Genomic DNA, 16,362 nt, shown 5'->3' with positions numbered 1-16,362 from the left:
CCACGCCCGCCCGCCTGCCGGCAGCAGATCGGCTTCCGGCAGCGCATTGCGGCGGGCGATGGCCTGGGTGGCCAATTGGCAGCCACGGTCGCAGCTGGTGATTTCCCGGCCAGGGCTGGCGCGGCGATCAAGCTGCGCGACCAGGTTCGGTGCCATTTGCGGACGATAATGGCGCAGCTCGACAACGCTGCTGCTGGTGCTGCACAGCGCCATGGTGACGATGCCGGGGCGCTCGCTATCCTCTTCGAGATACACGCCGCGGCGGCCGCCAAAATCAACTTCGCCCCAGCGCTGATAGATCGGCGCGGCTGCCAGCAGCAACGGCATCGCCAACAGGACCAGGGACGGACGCCGCATCAGAAATCCGGCAGCTTGAAACCCGGCGGCAATTGCATGCCGGCCGTGAGCTTGCCCATCTCGGCGCTGCCCGCCTGATCGGCCTTGGTCTTGGCGTCATTGAACGCCGCCACGATCAGATCTTCCAGCATTTCCTTCGATTCGGCCGTCAGCAGCGATGGATCGATGTTGAGGCCGCGCACGGCGCCGCGGGCGGTGGCGCGCACCGTCACCAGGCCGCCGCCGGACGCGCCTTCCACCTCGATCTGGTCAAGCTGGGCCTGGGCGCGGGCCATCTGCTCCTGCACGTTGCGGGCCGCATTCATCAGTTCTTCGAGGCTGGGCATGTCTCTTCTCAGGCGCTTTGTTTGAGGGGGGTGAGTTCCGCGTCGGGAAAGGCCGACAGCAGCGCGGCCACGGTCGGATCGGCCCGCATCTGTGCCTCCAACGCAGCCAGACGCGCAAGCTCTGCTTCGCGCAAGGTCGCCTCGCCGCCGTCGGTCTGCCAGTCGATCTGCCACTTCGCGCTGGTCCATTCTTCCAGGCTGCGGTGGATGGCCAGCGGCACATCCTTGGGCAGGCCGCTGGCGGCGAGCACCAGCAGCGGCGGCGCAAAGCGGACCAGCCGCACATCGTCGGTCAGATAATGCGCCAGCCGTGCCTCGCTCTGGCGGCGGAACAGGGCGACCAGGGCTTCGAAACTGTCGGGCATTTCGCCAGCCGGCGGCGCGCTGGCCGGCGGCGCAGCGGGAAGTGCAGCGGCGGGTGCGCCCGACGGTGTGGGTGCTGGCGCGGCAGGCGCGGCAACGGTGGCGCCCTGCTGCTGCAATTGCTTCACCAGCGCGCCCGGATCGGGCAGATCGGCCACATGGCACAGCCGCAGCAACGCCATTTCGGCGGCCTGCAGCGGCACCGGAGCCGACAGCACTTCCTCCAGCCCCTTCAGCAACATCTGCCACAGCATCGAGAGCCGCGGGAAGGTGAGCGCCTTCGCCCAGGTGTCGAGCGCGGCCTGTTCCTCGGCCGAAAGCAGCGGATCGCGGCGCGGCGCCAGGCGCTGGCGGGTGATGCCGTGCACCAGGCCCAAAAGTTCGCGCAGCAGCTGCGCCGGGTCTTGCCCCAGATCATATTGGCGGGCGACGGCGGCCATCAGATCGGGCACGCGGCCCTCCAGCACATGGCCGAACAGGGCGCGCACGGCGCCGCGATCGGCAAGGCCCAGCATGTCGCGCACCGCGTCTGCGGTGATCGTCTCGCCGCTGTGGGCAATGGCCTGATCGAGGATGGACAGGCCATCGCGCACGCTGCCTTCCGCGGCCCGTGCCACCAACGCCAGCGCATCGGCTTCAAAGCCGACCTGCTCCTGTTCGAGGATGCGGGCGAAGTGTTCGGCCAGGGTTTCGGCCGAAACGCGTTTCAGATCAAAGCGCTGGCAACGCGACAGGATCGTGGCCGGCACCTTGTTCACCTCGGTGGTGGCCATGATGAACTTCACGCCCGGCGGCGGTTCTTCCAGCGTTTTCAGCAGCGCGTTGAACGCTGCCTTCGACAGCATGTGGACTTCGTCGATGATGTGGATCTTGTAGCGCGCCGAGACTGCGGCATAGCGCACGCCTTCGATGATCTCGCGCACATCATCGACACCGGTATTCGATGCCGCGTCCATCTCCACCACGTCAAGATGGCGGCCGGCGGCGATGGCGGTGCAGGGCTCGCACACCCCGCACGGGTTGATGGTCGGGCCGCCATTGCCATCCGGCCCGATGCAGTTCAGCGCCTTGGCGATGATGCGCGCGGTGGAGGTTTTCCCCACCCCGCGCACGCCCGTGAGCAGCCAGGCCTGCGCCAGCCGGCCGCGCGCGATGGCATTGCCGAGCGTTTGCACCATGGCATCCTGGCCCAGCAGCGCATCAAAGGTAGCCGGGCGATATTTGCGCGCCAGCACGCGATAGGCTGGTGCGGCTACTGCGGCAGGCAGTTCAAGGCCCGGAAAGGCGATATCGGATTCGTCTGACATGCAGGCCTGTTCTAGCCGGGCCAGGCGGGCGCGTCACGCAAGCTTTGAAGCCGGGCTTGCGCTGCCGGGCAACAATCGCCATATGCGCCGTGGGAGCCGGGCGGACAGGCCGCTCGCCAACCCGGTCAGGTCCGGAAGGAAGCAGCCGCAACGATTCCGGTCTGGGTCGTTCCCGGTTCCCACCCCAGAATATTCGCCGTTCAGCGGTTCAGGTTGACCCCGCCGCGTCAGCGGCTCATGTCGACAACGCCGCGCGGGATCTTCACATCCAGGCTGGCGATATCGGCGGTCAGCCTGATCTGGCAGGCCAGCCGGCTCTGGCGGTTGGCGCCGGCGGCGAAATCCAGCATATCCTCTTCTTCCTCAGCCGGCGGCGGCAGTTTCTCGACATCGCCGCCCACCAGGTAGACATGGCAGGTCGAGCAGGCCATGGCGCCTTCGCACGTGCCTTCCAGCGGCATGCCATGCGCCTGCGCCACGTCGAGCAGCCGGTCGCCGGGCTTGCTCTCCACCAGGGCTTCCTGGCTGCCATCGGCAGAAATGAAGCGGATGCGGGTCATGCGCTGCAATGTGCCGCGATCAATCCATTTCTGCAAGTTTTTGCCGCACTGCAGCATTCAACAGGGTGGCAGCGGCATCGATCTCATCGGTGGTGGTGAATCGGCCGAAGCCCAGCCGCAGCGAGGCCTTTGCCGTGACATCGGGCAGGCCGAGCGCGGTCAGCACATGGCTGGGCCGCCCGGTCAGCGCAGCACAGGCCGAACCGGAACTGATGGCCAGGCCGGGCAAATGCTGCAGAAGCGGCACGAAGACGCCCGGAAAGCTGAGGTTGAGATTGCCCGGCCAGCGCCGCTGCAGATCGCCGTTGATCTGGCTCTGCACGGTCAGCGCGGCCAGCAGCCGGTCGCGCAGCATCAGGGCATGGGCGTGATCGGCGGCCATGCGTTCGCCTGCGATGCGCGCCGCTTCACCCAGTCCGGCGATGAGCGCGGTGGGCAACGTGCCCGAGCGGCCATCCTCCTGCCCGCCGCCGTGCAGCAGCGGGGCGATCACGGTGAACGGCCGCCGATACAGCGCGCCAACGCCCTTGGGGCCGTAGATCTTGTGGGCCGTGATGCTCATCAGATCGATGCCCATGGCTTCGACACCAATTGGCACCTTGCCGAAACCCTGTGCCGCATCGACGTGGAACACGGCGCCGACAGCGTGGACGAGGGTGGAGATGGCCGCCAGATCCTGCACCACGCCAATCTCGTTGTTCACTGCCATCACCGAAACCAGCGCCACATCCTCGCCCAGCGCGCGTTCGAGGTCGCCGAGATCCACCAGGCCGTTTGAACGCACCGGCACGATGGTCAGTTGCGCGCCGATGCTGGCCAGATAGTGCGCGGTTTCCAGCACGCTGCTGTGCTCTGTCGCCAGCGTGACGATGCGCCGCCGCGTCTGCCCCGGCGCGGTGAGCAGGCCCTTCAGCGCCCAATTGTTGCTTTCGGTCGCCCCGCTGGTGAAGGCGATGCTTTCCACCGGTGCGTTGATCAGCGTCGCCACCTGCGCGCGCGCCAGTTCCACCGCCGCCTTGGCCTTGTAGCCCCACAGATGCGCGCTGTGCGGATTGCCGAAACCACCCACGCCCCACGGTTCCATCGCCGCCGCCACCGCCGGATCGAGCGGTGTCGTCGCGCCATAATCAAGATAGATCGGCATGGTCATGCCGCGCCCTTTCGGCCCAACCGCGCCGCCATGGCAAGCCAGGCGGAGGCGAATGCGTCAAGCTCGGTATCCGTGGTGGCCGGTGACAGGCTGACGCGGATGGCCTCGCCCGCCGCCGCGCCCAGCCCCATCGCGGCGAGCACGTGACTGGATTTCACCTTGCCCGACGAGCAGGCCGCCCCGGCGGAGACCATGAAGCCTTCGAGATCCAGCATCATCACCTGGGTTGACGCGGCCACGCCGGGCAGGCCGATGCTGCTGATGTTGGGCAGGCGCGGCGCGGCCTCGCCGTGGATGATCGCGCCGGCGGCTTTCAACCATGTTTCCAGCGCCATGCGCCGCGCGGCAACCGCGTTCCAGTCGTGCGGCTCGGCCACGGCGGCGGCGAAGCCCGCGATGCCGGGCAGGTTTGGCGTGCCGCCGCGATGGCCACGCTCCTGCCCGCCGCCGCGCTGCACCGGGATCAAACTGGCGGGGTCTTTCACGATCAGCGCGCCCACGCCCGGTGGCCCGCCCAGCTTGTGGGCCGACAGCGCCACGAAGTCTGCATCGGGCAGCGTCATCTTCCCCGCCGCCTGCACGGCATCCACCAGCAGCAACCCGCCGGTATCGCGCACCAGCGTTGCCACCTCGGCCAACGGCTGGATCACACCGGTTTCATTGTTCGCGGCCTGCACGGCCACCAGCGCCGGGCCATCGGCAAGCACAGCGACCAGCGCCGCCAGATCGATCAGGCCGCTGCTGTCCACCGGCATCACCACTGCATCGTCGCGCGCCTGCAACACGGCGCTGTGCTCGGTCGCGCCCACCAGAAAGCGCGGGCGGGCCGGCCCCGCCAGCCGCGCGCCATTCGCCGCCAGCGCAAGGGCTTCGGTGCCCCCGCTGGTGAAGACGATCTGTTCCGCGGCCACGCCGGCAAAGCGCGCCACGGCATCGCGCGCGCCTTCCAGCAACGCATGGGCCGCGCGGCCGCCAGCGTGGACACTTGACGGATTGCCGCCCAGATCGAGCGCGGCCATCATCGCCGCGCGCGCCGCCGCGTTCACCGGCGTGGTGGCGGCATGATCGAGAGAGATTCGGCTTTTCATTGCAACAGGGCCTTTTGAGGCCATATAGGGCGCTTGCCGCGCTTTGCGCCAGAACTGGGAATCCCATGCCCGAAGTCATTCTTACCGGCCCCGAAGGGCGTCTTGAAGGCCGTTACCAGCCCGGCGCTGGCCCGCGCGCGCCGGTGGCCATCCTGTTGCAGCCGCATCCGGCTCAGGGCACGATGAACCACCCGATCGTACTGGCCATGTATCAGAGCTTCGTGAAGCGCGGCTTTGCAACGCTGCGCTTCAATTTCCGCGGCGTCGGCCGCAGCCAGGGCGTGTTCGACAACGGTATCGGCGAACTTTCCGATGCCGCCTCCGCGCTCGATTGGCTGCAGCAGTTCAACCCGGAAGCCCACACCACCTGGGTGGGCGGCTTCTCCTTCGGTGCCTGGATCGGCATGCAACTGCTGATGCGCCGGCCCGAGATCAAGGGCTTCATCTCGATCGCGCCGCCGGCCAACATGTATGATTTCACCTTCCTGGCCCCGTGCCCGTCGAGCGGGATCATCGTGGATGGCGAAGCCGACGAAGTGGTGCCGCCATCGGCCGTGCAGAAGCTGGTCGACAAGCTGAAGACCCAGCGCCACATCACCATCCACCACAGCACCATTCCGGGCGCCAACCATTTCTTCCAGAATGAAATGGATCTGCTGATGGGCGAGGTGGACGCCTATCTGGATATGCGGCTGGCGAACGGCGGGCGGTGAGGCCGGCGCTGTTTGATCCCGGCCCCAGCGGGCTGGTGCTGCTGATTGTGACGGCGTTATTCCTGCCGGCACTCTTCATCTTCATGCTGCGCGCTACAGTTGCGGCGCTAAGAACGCGCGAAATCCGTTATCGCGGCACGCTTTGCCGCCAATCCGAATCCGCTTTCTGGTACTGGCTGGTGATGTTGCTCGTCATCTTCTGCACAGCCTTCGTCGGCCTGAGTGCGCTGGTGTTGCTGACTGTGCTGCTGTTCCGGACCAAGCTGCCCGTTTTCAGCTAGCGATCAGGCCACCCGTCCACCCGCCATCGCCACCGGCACCCCGGTCGTTTCCGGCCAGCTCAGCGGCTTGCCATCCAGTACCCGCACGGCCAGCCACGCAAAGGCCTCGGCCTCCAGCGCATCGCCATTCCAGCCGACCGTTTCCACCGCATCGCAGGGCACGCCGCAGCGCGTGGCAAGTTCGGCCATCAGCACCGGGTTGAGCCGGCCGCCGCCCGTCACCAGCAGCCGGCCGATGGGCGGGACATGGGTGAGGGCAAGGCGCACGGTTTCCGCCGTGAACGCCGTCAGCGTCGCCGCACCGTCGCCGGGGGCCAGGCCGCGCAGCGCGCCGATATCCCAGGCGTTGCGGTCCAGTGATTTCGGCGGCGGCGCATCGAACCAGGGATTGTCCGCCAGCGTTTGCAGCACATTGTCATGGCACATCCCGCTGGCTGCGACCTTGCCATCCTCGTCAAACCCAAGCCCGGTGTGGGCGCGCACCCAATCATCGATCAGCGCATTGCCCGGCCCGGTATCGAAACTGCCCCACGTCCCGTCCGCTGCAAACCAGGTGAGATTGCCGACCCCGCCCAGATTCAGCACCCCCAGCGGCCGGCCCAATTCCTCCGATCGCGCCCGGTGATAGCCCGGCGCCAGCGGCGCGCCCTGGCCGCCGGCCGCCACATCGGCGCTGCGGAAATCAAAGGCGACGGGGATGCGCGTCGCGGCTTTCAGCGTGGCGCCATCGCCGATCTGCCAGGTCCATTTGCGGTCGGGCCGGTGCGCGATGGTCTGGCCGTGATAGCCGATCACCGCCACATCATCGCGGCGCGTGTGGGTGGCCGCCAACAGCCGATGCACGGCCATGGCGTGCAGGCCGGTCGATTCCTGTTCCACCGCGTCGATCAGCGCATCACGGGCCGGGGCGTGCATCTCCAACGCGCGCGCCATGGCGGCGCGCAGGCGCGGGCGAAAATCCGGTTCATAGGGGAAGAACATGAAGGCGATCGGGTTCACCACCCCTTCGCCATCGGTTTCCACCAGCGCGGCATCGATACCGTCGATGGAGGTTCCGGACATCAGGCCAATGGCAAGTCTTGTCGTCATGCCAGCAGGCTAGCGCAGCCGATGCCGGCTGGCCATGCCTGCCGCGCCTGCTTATGAAGCCAGACATGCGCACCCTTCCTGCTTTCTGCCTTTTGTTGGCCAGCCCGACCGAAGCAAATCCCCTTGGCAACCCGCTGGCCGCCCTGGTTGCCGGCACGGAAGCCCGCGCACCGCAGCTTTCCGGCGTTGTCGGCGTGGTGGCCGACCGCAACCGCATCATCCGCGCCGAAGCCCATGGCCTGGCCGATATCGCCGCCAATCGCCCGCTGCAGGCCGATAGCGTGATCCGCGTTGCCTCTGTCTCCAAACTGGTGGTTGCCATCGCGGTCTGGCGGCTGGTGGAGCAGGGCAGGCTCGATCCCGACAAGGATGTGGGCCAGTATCTGGGCTGGACCCTGCGCCACCCGGCGCATAAGGATGTTCCGGTCACGCTGCGCCAGCTGCTCTCGCACACCAGCGGCATCGTCGATGGCCCGGGCTATGGCTTTGCCCTCGAAGAACGGCTGCAGGACAAGTTGACCGCCGAACATTGGGGACCGGGCGCGCCAGGCCGGCGCTTTGCCTATGCCAATCTCAATTACGGCATCATCGGCAGCGTGATGGAGGCGGCCACCGGCGAGCGTTTTGACCGGTTGATGACCCGGCTGGTGCTGGCGCCGCTCAGGATCGATGCCGGCTATAATTGGCAAGGCGCGTCTGATGCAGCGGTGGCGCGCGCCGCCGTGCTGTATCGCAAGGGCAGCGATGAAACTGCGTGGAACCCTGATGGCCCGTGGGTGCCCCAGGTGGACGATCTGAAGGGCCAGCGTGCCGCTTGCCCCGTGCGCAGCACGTCAAACTGCGATCTGGCCGCCTATCAACTGGGCAGCAATGGCACGATGTTCTCGCCCCAGGGCGGCTTGCGCATCAGCATTCCCGATCTTGCCCGCATTGGCCAGTTGCTGCTGCGCGGCGGCGAGGTTGCCACCGAATCTGGTTCTGTGCGTCTGCTGAAGCCTGCGACGGTGAAGGCCATGCTCACGCCTGTCTGGCAGGCCGGCGGGGCCGTGCCGGGCGATGATTATCAGGGCCAGATGCTGTGTTATGGTGCCGGGCCGCAGTGCCTGACCGGCCGGGCAGGGGCGACCGATCAGCCGGTGCCAGGGGCGCGCTGGTGGGGCCATCTGGGCGAAGCCTATGGCCTGCTCGCCGGCCTGTGGGTGGATCGGACGCGTGGGCGCGTCATGGCCTATGCGCTCACCGGCACCAGCGCAGATCCGTTCAAGTCGCCCCACGTCGCCTCGGCCTTTTCGTCGGCGGAAGACATCATCATGGCCGAACTGGCAAAATGACCTGGCACGTCATCGCCGCGCTGCAACGCCTGTGTCACCGTTTGCTGGCCATGATGGCCAAAGGAGGAATCGCATGATCGGTTACGCGCTTTTCGGCAGCAATGATCTGCCCCGCAGCTTTGCCTTTTATGATGCGCTGTTCGCCAGCGTCGACATCAGGCGGCTGATGGAATTTCCCACCGGCGCCGTGTGCTGGGGTACAAGCTGGACGGCGCCGATGCTCGGCGTTGGCCCGGCTTATGATGGCCAGCCCGCCACGGCTGGCAACGGCACCATGATCGCCCTGGTGCTGGATACGCGCGCCAAGGTGGATGCCATGCACGCGGCTGCACTGGCTGCCGGTGGAAGCGATGAAGGTGCCCCCGGCGTGCGCGGCGATGAAGGCCCGCAGGCCTTTTATGGGGCCTATTTCCGCGATCCGGATGGCAACAAATTGTGCGCCTTCCGCGTTGGCCCCGCCTGATCGGAGCCGCATGTCTGCGCTGCCCCAGATTGCCGACGAGCTGAAGCAGCACGACCGGGAGCGTTGGCTGGCCTGCCTTTATGCGGCAGAGCCAGCCCGGCCCGGCCTGGTCGCGCTGCTCGCCCTCGATTGCGAGCTGGCGCAGGTGGTGGCCAGCACGACCGAGCCCTTGCTGGGCGAGATCAAGCTGGCCTGGTGGCGGGACCGATTGATCGAACTCGATACCCAGCCCGCCCCGGCGCAGCCGCTGCTTCAGGCGCTGCAGACGCGCGTGCTGCCACGGCTGTCGGGCGCCGATCTGGCCACGCTGGAAGACGGCTGGTTGGCCCGGCTGAACGGCGATGCGGCTGCCAGCGCAAATGGCAGCGTGCGCCTGTTCATCCTGGCAGCCCGGCTGCTGGGCGCCGATCCGGCGGAAGGAGATTATCTGGGCCGGGCCATGGCGCTGGCGCAAAGCCCGCCCGATCGCACATCGGTGCTGCTGCGCCCGCTGCGCGCGCTGGTGGAACTGGCAGCGCGTGATGCCGCCAACCGCGCCGCCGGCCGCCCACCCGAACCGCGCGGCACGCTCGCCCGGCAGGCGCTGATGTTCAAGGTGGTTGCACTCGGGCGCTGAGGCAGCGTATCGCTGGGCGCACAGGGTCGCGTGACACGGGGAGCAATGCATTGCGCCGCATCCTTGGCTTTGTCGTGGCTCTGGCGGGCCTGCTGGGCGCCGGCCTGATCATCTGGCGCGCGCCGCCGGTCACCCAGCCGGCCGCTGCGCTGGCGGTGGCCGATCCGCCAGCGGTTGACGCTTCTGCAACGCCGCTTGCGGCGCCAAGATCGCCCCTGTCCGATGCCGAGCGCGAAGCGCGCCGCCTCAAGCGCTATGACAAGAACAGGGACAGCGCGGTGGATCGCACGGAGTTTCTGAGCAACCGCCGGAAATCCTTTGACCGCGCCGATCGCAACAAGGACGGCCGGCTGGATTTCGAGGAATTTGCCGCGGCGACCGCCACGAAATTTGCCCGTGCCGATCGCAATGCCGATGGGCAGTTGAACGCGAAGGAGTTTGCCACCACGGCCATCAAGCGCAAGCCCAAGGCGGCTTGTGTGTGCCCGGTGCCGGACGAGGATTGAACCTCAGGCTTGTTTCATCCAGTTGGCCAGATCGGCGCGCGCCCGTGCAACCAACGCCGGCTTGCGCTGGTCTTTCTTCGGCACCGGGCTGAGCGGCGGAAACAGCCCGAAATTGACGTTCATCGGCTGGAAGGTCGCGGCCTCGGCACCGCCGGTGACGTGGTGGAGCAGCGCGCCCAATGCGGTGGTGGCGGGTGGCGGCACCGGTTCACGGCCCTGCCGCTCGGCAATGGCAAAGCGCGCCGCCATCAGGCCCACGGCGGCGGATTCGACATAGCCTTCGCAGCCGGTGATCTGGCCGGCAAAACGCAGCGCCGGCCGCGCCTTCAGCCGCAGCGTGCCATCCAGCAGAATCGGTGATTTGATGAAGGTGTTGCGGTGCAGGCCGCCCAGCCGGGCGAACTGCGCGTTTTCGAGACCCGGGATCATGCGGAACACCCGCACCTGTTCGGCATGTTTCATCTTGGTCTGGAACCCCACCATGTTCCACAGCGTGCCGAGTGCATTGTCCTGCCGCAGCTGCACCACCGCCCAGGCCCGATGGCCGGTGGCGGGGTTGGTGAGGCCCACCGGCTTCATCGGGCCAAAACGCGGCGTGTTGCGGCCACGCTCGGCCATCACCTCGATCGGCATGCAGCCATCGAAATAGGGTGTGTTGGCCTCCCATTCCTTGAAGCTGGCCTTTTCGGCTTCCAGCATCGCATCGATGAAGGCTTCATATTGCGCCTTGTCCATCGGGCAGTTCAGGTAATCCTTGGCGCCGCCCCCAGCCGCGTCAGCGGCGTTTCCAGACGATTTGTCCCAACGACTCTGGAACCAGGCGACGTCGGTGTTGATGGACTCGAAATGGATCACCGGCGCGATGGCATCGAAAAAGGCCAGCGCGTCCTCGCCGGTGAGGCTGCGAATGGCTTCGGCCAGCGGCGTAGCTGTCAAAGGCCCGGTGGCGATGATCACGCTGTCCCAGTCTTCCGGCGGCAGGCCGCTGATCATCTCGCGCACGATGGTGACGTTGGGATGGGCGGTCAGTGCTGCCGTCACGCCATCGGAAAACTGGTCGCGGTCCACGGCGAGGGCTGAACCTGCCGGTACCCTTGCCTTGTCGGCCTCGGCCATGATGAGGCTGTTCAGCGCCCGCATTTCCTGGTGAATCAGGCCAACGGCATTGTTGTCGGGATCGTCGCTGCGGAAACTGTTGGAGCAGACGAGTTCGGCCAGCCCATCGGTCTTGTGCGCGTCGGTACCGTGCACCCCGCGCATTTCGTGGATGACGACAGGGATCCCGGCCTCGGCGATCTGCCAGGCGGCTTCCGAACCGGCGAGGCCGCCGCCGATGATGTGGATGGGCTTTGTCATGCGCGGCCTATAGGCTTGAAACAGCGGGCGTCCAAGCCACCGCGGCAGACCGGCAACGCCGTGCTGCAGTGCGGCTGGCGCTGCAAACGTCCCTGCGAAAAATGCTGCAGCGCGGCAGAATGTCGCTCTTTGGCCTTCCCATGGCCAAGAGGCGCCGCTATACCCCGAACGGTCTGACGGCGGTGCGATGCCGTCCCTTTTGGAAGTGATCTCTATGCACGTGCGGCCAGTTTGCGGCCGGGCCCCTCAGCGGCATATCCGGCAAGGTTGACGTCATGCCGAAATTGACCGTCGATGGGATCGAAGTGGAGGTGCCGAACGGCGCCACGGTGTTGCAGGCCTGCGAAGCGGCCGGCGCCGAAATCCCGCGTTTCTGCTATCACGAGCGCCTGTCCATCGCCGGCAACTGCCGCATGTGCCTGGTGGAAATGGAAAAATCGCCAAAGCCGGTGGCCAGCTGCGCCATGCCGGCCGCCGATGGCCAGGTGATCCACACCCGCACCGAAAAGGTGAAGAAGGCCCGCGAAGGGGTGATGGAGTTCCTGCTCATCAACCACCCGCTCGATTGTCCGATCTGCGATCAGGGCGGCGAATGCGATCTGCAGGATCAGGCCATGACCTATGGCAAGGGTTCCAGCCGCTATGATGAGAACAAGCGGGCGGTGACCGAAAAATACATGGGTCCGCTAATCAAGACGGTGATGACCCGCTGCATCCACTGCACCCGCTGCGTGCGCTTTGCCGAGGAAGTGGCCGGGGTCGAGGAAATCGGCGCCATCGGCCGTGGCGAGTCGATGCAGATCACGAGTTACCTCGAAAAGGCCGTCACCTCCGAGGTGTCGGGCAATGTCATCGATCTCTGCCCGGTCGGCGCGCTCACCTCCAAGCCCTATGCCTTCCAGGCGCGGCCGTGGGAGCTGAAGAAGACCGATTCGATCGACGTGATGGATGCCATCGGCAGCAACATCGTCGTCGGCAGCCGCGGTGCCGCCGTGCTGCGCGTGACGCCGCGCATCAACGATGATGTCAATGAAGAATGGCTGGGCGACAAGAGCCGCTTTGCCGTCGATGGCCTGTCCGAACGCCGGCTCGACACGCCGTGGGTGCGGGTGAATGGCAAGCTGCAGAAGGCGAGCTGGGCCGAAGCCTTTGCGGCCATCGCCGCCGGCCTGAAGGGGCTGAAGGGCGAGGAGATTGCCGGCATCGTTGGCGATCTGAACGCGGTGGAAGACATGGTGGCGCTGCGCGATCTGCTGGCGGCGCTGGGCTCCAGCCGCATCGAATCACGCCAGGATGGCGCGCAGTTCGACGCGGGTGAGCCGGCCAGCTGGTTGTTCAACACCGGGCTCGCCAATATCGAGACGGCCGACGCCATACTGCTTGTCGGCACCAACCCGCGCCAGGAAGCGGCGCTGCTGAACGTGCGGCTCAGGAAGGCCGTGCTGAAGGGCAAGGCCAGGGCGTTCAGCATCGGGCCAGATGTTGATCTGTCCTTCCCGCTCACCCAGTTGGGTGACGATGCTGCGCTGCTCGGTGCGCTGCCGGCCGAAGTCGTCGCGGCCTTTGCCAAGGCGCAGCGCCCGGCGATCATCGTCGGCATGGGCGCGCTGAAGACGCCGGGCCTTTATGCCGCTGCTCGCGCGGCCGCAGCGCAGCTCGGCGTGGTCAGGGAGGGCTGGAACGGCTTCAACCTCGTCCACACCGCCGCTGCCCGTGCTGGCGCCCTGCGGCTGGGCCTCGCCGTTGAAGGCGGTGTCAATGCGCTGCTGGGTGACAGCAAGGTGAAAGCGCTGTTCCTGGTTGGCGCCGATGAAGTCAATGTGATGGCTGGCCGCTTCACCGTCTATATCGGCACGCACGGCGATCACGGCGTGCGCCATGCCGATGTGATCCTGCCATCGGCGGCCTACACCGAAAAGCCTGGCACCTATGTCAATCTGGAAGGCCGCGTGCAGCGCGCACTGAAAGCCACGCAGCCACCCGGTGACGCCCGCGAGGATTGGACGATCTTCCGCGCGCTCTCCTCGGTGCTTGGCGCAAAACTGCCTTATGATGATCTGTCGGCCCTGCGCCAGCGTATCGCCGCCGAGTGGCCCGATCTGGCCCGCGACGGCCTGATCGCCCGTGCCGAAACGCTGCCAGCCGTCAGCGCGGAACCGGTGCAGGGCCCGCTGCACCATATCTACAGCAACTACCACCTCACCAATCCGGTGGCGCGCGCCAGTGCCACCATGGCCGCCTGCGTGTCGTCGCTGGTCGTGGTGCAGGAGGCCGCCGAATGACCTTCACCGGCTGGTTCATCGAACAATTCGGGCAGGGCCCGGGCTGGTTCCTCGCCAATCTGGCGCTGATTCTCGCCATTGCCTTCCCGGTGATGGTGGGCGTGGCGCTGGCGGTTTATGCCGATCGCAAGATCTGGGCGGCGATGCAGATGCGGCGCGGCCCCAACGTGGTTGGCCCGTTCGGCCTGTTGCAGACCTTCGCGGACGCCGCCAAATTGTTCATGAAGGAAACCATCATTCCCACCGGCGCCTCCACGGGCGTGTTCCTGATGGCGCCGATGATCACCTTCGTGCTGGCGCTGGTGGTGTGGGCGGTGATGCCGTTCGATGCGGGCCTCGTGCTCGCCGATCTCAATGTCGGCCTGCTCTATATTTTCGCCGTCTCCTCGATGGGCGTTTATGGCATCATCATGTCGGGCTGGGCGTCCAACTCCAAATATGCCTTCCTCGGCGGCCTGCGTTCGGCGGCGCAGATGGTCAGTTATGAAGTCTCGATGGGCTTCATCCTGGTTGCCGTGATGATGTACGCGCAGAGCCTGAACCTTTCCGACATCGTGATGAGCCAGAAGGGCAATGTGCTCGGCATCTTGAACGGCAACGTGTTCAATCCGCTGCTGTTTCCGATGGCGATCATGTTCTTCATCACCGTGCTGGCCGAAACCAACCGGCCGCCCTTCGATCTGCCCGAAGCCGAAGCCGAGCTCGTCGCCGGCTACCAGGTCGAATATTCGAGCATGTCCTTCGCGCTTTTCTTCCTCGGCGAATATGCCAACATCCTCTTCATGTGCGCGCTGGTGCCCACCCTGTTCCTGGGTGGCTGGCTGCCGCCGCTGGACTGGGCGCCGCTCTACATCATCCCCGGCTTCGTCTGGTTCCTCGCCAAGATGGCCTTCATGTTCTTTGCCTTCGCCTGGGTGAAGGCCACCGTGCCGCGTTACCGCTATGACCAGCTGATGCGGCTGGGCTGGAAAGTCTTCCTGCCGCTGAGTCTGTTCTGGGTGGTTGTCGTTTCGGGCTGGCTGATGTTCACCGGCCACTTTGCCACTGCGCCGGGAGTGCTGTGATGACCGCGCTGCTCCGCTCCGCCAAGTCGCTGCTGCTGCTGGAGTTTGTCTCCGGCCTGTGGCTGACCTTGCGCTATGTGTTCCGCCCCAAGGCAACACTCAACTATCCCTTCGAAAAGGGCCCGGTATCGCCGCGCTTCCGTGGGGAGCACGCGCTGCGCCGCTATCCCAATGGCGAGGAACGCTGCATCGCCTGCAAATTGTGCGAAGCCGTCTGCCCGGCGCAGGCCATCACCATTGAAGCCGAACCGCGCGAAGACGGCAGCCGCCGCACCACGCGGTACGACATCGACATGACCAAGTGCATCTATTGCGGCCTGTGCCAGGAAGCCTGCCCGGTCGATGCCATCGTCGAAACGCCGAACTTCGAATTTTCGGTCGAGACCCGCGAAGAGCTGATCTACGACAAGGGCAAGCTGCTCGCCAACGGCGAGAAGTGGGAACGCGCCATCGCCAGCAACATTGCTGCAGATGCGGAGTGGCGCTGATGAAAATGGCGTTCGTCATGCTGGCGCAGGCCAGCATCCATGGCGCAAGCCCCCGTTCCACGCTGGATGCTGGCCTGCGCCAGCATGACAGGGAAGGGGCGAACTGATGGCCGCCTTCGCCTTCTATCTCTTCGCCTTCCTGCTGCTCACCAGCGGGCTGATGGTGATCACGGCGCGGAACCCGGTGCACAGCGTGCTCTGGCTGATCCTCGCCTTCTTCAACGCTGCCGGCCTGTTCATCATCCTGGGCGCCGAGTTTCTGGCGATGCTGCTGGTCATCGTCTACGTCGGTGCGGTGGCGGTGCTGTTCCTGTTCGTCGTCATGATGCTGGATATCGATTTCAAGGCGTTGCAGCGCGGCGCCATGAAGAATCTGCCGCTGGGCCTCGCTGTCTCCGGCATCATCCTTGCCGAGATATTGCTCGTCACCATGGGCTGGCAGCCGGGGCAGGGCGTGATCGTCCATGAAGCGCTGGCGGGTCCGCCAGAGGGCATGACCAACACGCAGTGGATCGGCAGCCAGCTTTACACCCGCTATTTCTTCGTCTTCTCGATGGCCGGCCTCTTGCTGCTGGCCGCCATGGTGGGCGCCATCGTGCTCACCCATCGCCGCCGGGTCGGCCTCAAGAAACAGGATATCAACGTGCAGAATGCGCGCACGCCGGCCGGCACCTTGGGCGTCGGCAAGGCCGGTCTGGGCCAGGGGGTCGAACTATGATCGGCCTCACCCATTATCTGGCGGTATCCGCCGCGCTGTTCGTGCTCGGCGTGTTCGGGATATTCCTCAACCGCCGCAACATCATCATCATCCTGATGGCGCTGGAATTGATCCTGCTCGCCGTGAACATCAACCTCGTCGCCTTCTCGGCCTTCCTGCACCAGGTGCATGGCCAGATCTTCGCGATGTTCGTGCTCACCGTGGCGGCCGGCGAAGCGGCCATTGGCCTTGCCATATTGGTCATCTATTTCCGCGGCCGTGGCACGGTGGCGGTTGATCAAGCCGATCTGATGAAGGGCTGACG

19 protein-coding genes and 1 other RNA gene are annotated in these 16,362 nt (G+C 66.0%); 12 read left to right on the top strand and 8 right to left on the bottom strand.

Features of this window, described 5'->3' with window-relative positions; translation table 11 throughout:
• The 3 genes from D619_RS0114575 to D619_RS0114565 form a co-directional block, all read right to left on the bottom strand.
• The coding region (locus D619_RS0114575; protein WP_026091087.1) for a hypothetical protein at positions 1-357 on the bottom strand (357 nt) is incomplete at its 3' end.
• The gene (locus D619_RS0114570) at positions 357-683 is read right to left on the bottom strand and encodes a YbaB/EbfC family nucleoid-associated protein (RefSeq protein WP_017669343.1); all 327 of its coding nucleotides are present in this window, start codon (positions 681-683) and stop codon (positions 357-359) included. The genes D619_RS0114570 and D619_RS0114575, both read right to left, overlap by 1 nt.
• Positions 684-691: 8 nt before the next feature.
• Positions 692-2,353, bottom strand: coding sequence for a DNA polymerase III subunit gamma/tau (locus tag D619_RS0114565; protein WP_017669342.1), 1,662 nt, complete (start codon positions 2,351-2,353; stop codon positions 692-694).
• A 93-nt stretch (positions 2,354-2,446) separates the two neighbouring features.
• Here D619_RS0114565 and ffs point away from each other — a divergent pair.
• Positions 2,447-2,535, top strand: an RNA gene (gene ffs, locus D619_RS17710) — signal recognition particle sRNA small type.
• Between the two features lie 45 nt (positions 2,536-2,580).
• Here the strand turns inward: ffs and D619_RS0114560 are convergent.
• The 3 genes from D619_RS0114560 to D619_RS0114550 are packed head-to-tail and all read right to left on the bottom strand — an operon-like array spanning position 2,581 to position 5,151.
• The gene (locus D619_RS0114560; RefSeq protein WP_017669341.1) at positions 2,581-2,913 is read right to left on the bottom strand and encodes a 2Fe-2S iron-sulfur cluster-binding protein; all 333 of its coding nucleotides are present in this window, start codon (positions 2,911-2,913) and stop codon (positions 2,581-2,583) included.
• Positions 2,914-2,932: 19 nt separating this feature from the next.
• Positions 2,933-4,063 (bottom strand): cysteine desulfurase family protein, encoded by a 1,131-nt coding sequence (locus D619_RS0114555; protein ID WP_017669340.1) that lies wholly within the window; start codon positions 4,061-4,063, stop codon positions 2,933-2,935.
• A complete protein-coding gene (locus D619_RS0114550; protein WP_017669339.1) occupies positions 4,060-5,151 on the bottom strand; it encodes a cysteine desulfurase family protein in 1,092 nt (363 codons plus the stop codon). The genes D619_RS0114555 and D619_RS0114550 overlap by 4 nt, the downstream gene beginning before the upstream one ends.
• 65 nt (positions 5,152-5,216) lie before the next feature.
• Here D619_RS0114550 and D619_RS0114545 point away from each other — a divergent pair, with 65 nt between their 5' ends.
• Entirely contained in the window at positions 5,217-5,864 is a 648-nt protein-coding gene (locus D619_RS0114545; RefSeq protein ID WP_017669338.1) for an alpha/beta hydrolase, read from the top strand.
• Positions 5,861-6,145, top strand: coding sequence for a hypothetical protein (locus D619_RS0114540; RefSeq protein WP_017669337.1), 285 nt, complete (start codon positions 5,861-5,863; stop codon positions 6,143-6,145). The genes D619_RS0114545 and D619_RS0114540 overlap by 4 nt, the downstream gene beginning before the upstream one ends.
• 3 nt (positions 6,146-6,148) lie before the next feature.
• On the opposite strand, the gene D619_RS0114535 is transcribed toward D619_RS0114540, so the two are convergent.
• A complete protein-coding gene (locus D619_RS0114535) occupies positions 6,149-7,234 on the bottom strand; it encodes an anhydro-N-acetylmuramic acid kinase (RefSeq protein ID WP_081587183.1) in 1,086 nt (361 codons plus the stop codon).
• A gap of 65 nt (positions 7,235-7,299) precedes the next feature.
• Here D619_RS0114535 and D619_RS16890 point away from each other — a divergent pair, with 65 nt between their 5' ends.
• From D619_RS16890 to D619_RS0114515, 4 genes are all read left to right on the top strand, one after another.
• The gene (locus D619_RS16890; protein WP_017669335.1) at positions 7,300-8,565 is read left to right on the top strand and encodes a serine hydrolase domain-containing protein; all 1,266 of its coding nucleotides are present in this window, start codon (positions 7,300-7,302) and stop codon (positions 8,563-8,565) included.
• A 73-nt stretch (positions 8,566-8,638) separates the two neighbouring features.
• Positions 8,639-9,028 carry a VOC family protein gene (locus tag D619_RS0114525; protein WP_017669334.1) on the top strand — a complete coding sequence of 130 codons (390 nt, stop codon included), beginning with the start codon at positions 8,639-8,641 and terminating at the stop codon, positions 9,026-9,028.
• A gap of 10 nt (positions 9,029-9,038) precedes the next feature.
• Positions 9,039-9,644 carry a squalene/phytoene synthase family protein gene (locus D619_RS16885; protein WP_017669333.1) on the top strand — a complete coding sequence of 202 codons (606 nt, stop codon included), beginning with the start codon at positions 9,039-9,041 and terminating at the stop codon, positions 9,642-9,644.
• A gap of 50 nt (positions 9,645-9,694) precedes the next feature.
• Positions 9,695-10,150, top strand: coding sequence for a hypothetical protein (locus D619_RS0114515; RefSeq protein WP_017669332.1), 456 nt, complete (start codon positions 9,695-9,697; stop codon positions 10,148-10,150).
• Between the two features lie 3 nt (positions 10,151-10,153).
• Here D619_RS0114515 and trmFO read toward each other — a convergent pair whose 3' ends face one another.
• On the bottom strand, positions 10,154-11,506 hold the full coding sequence (gene trmFO, locus D619_RS0114510) for a methylenetetrahydrofolate--tRNA-(uracil(54)-C(5))-methyltransferase (FADH(2)-oxidizing) TrmFO (protein ID WP_017669331.1): 1,353 nt from the start codon (positions 11,504-11,506) through the stop codon (positions 10,154-10,156).
• A 275-nt stretch (positions 11,507-11,781) separates the two neighbouring features.
• Here trmFO and nuoG point away from each other — a divergent pair, with 275 nt between their 5' ends.
• The 5 genes from nuoG (at position 11,782) to nuoK (ending at position 16,360) form a co-directional block, all read left to right on the top strand.
• Positions 11,782-13,788, top strand: coding sequence for an NADH-quinone oxidoreductase subunit NuoG (gene nuoG / locus D619_RS0114505; protein ID WP_017669330.1), 2,007 nt, complete (start codon positions 11,782-11,784; stop codon positions 13,786-13,788).
• Entirely contained in the window at positions 13,785-14,852 is a 1,068-nt protein-coding gene (gene nuoH, locus D619_RS0114500) for an NADH-quinone oxidoreductase subunit NuoH (RefSeq protein ID WP_017669329.1), read from the top strand. The genes nuoG and nuoH overlap by 4 nt, the downstream gene beginning before the upstream one ends.
• On the top strand, positions 14,852-15,340 hold the full coding sequence (gene nuoI, locus D619_RS0114495; RefSeq protein WP_017669328.1) for an NADH-quinone oxidoreductase subunit NuoI: 489 nt from the start codon (positions 14,852-14,854) through the stop codon (positions 15,338-15,340). Before nuoH ends, nuoI begins: the two co-directional genes overlap by 1 nt.
• Positions 15,341-15,443: 103 nt before the next feature.
• Positions 15,444-16,058, top strand: coding sequence for an NADH-quinone oxidoreductase subunit J (locus D619_RS0114485; protein WP_026091085.1), 615 nt, complete (start codon positions 15,444-15,446; stop codon positions 16,056-16,058).
• On the top strand, positions 16,055-16,360 hold the full coding sequence (gene nuoK / locus D619_RS0114480) for an NADH-quinone oxidoreductase subunit NuoK (RefSeq protein WP_017669325.1): 306 nt from the start codon (positions 16,055-16,057) through the stop codon (positions 16,358-16,360). The genes D619_RS0114485 and nuoK overlap by 4 nt, the downstream gene beginning before the upstream one ends.
• The last annotated feature ends 2 nt before the right edge of the window (positions 16,361-16,362 follow it).

This window comes from Sandarakinorhabdus sp. AAP62 (assembly GCF_000331225.1).
In the GTDB taxonomy this organism is placed as follows: domain Bacteria; phylum Pseudomonadota; class Alphaproteobacteria; order Sphingomonadales; family Sphingomonadaceae; genus Sandarakinorhabdus.
The sequence above is the reverse complement of the archived record's forward strand: the minus strand, read 5'-3'. Positions and strand labels throughout refer to the sequence as shown.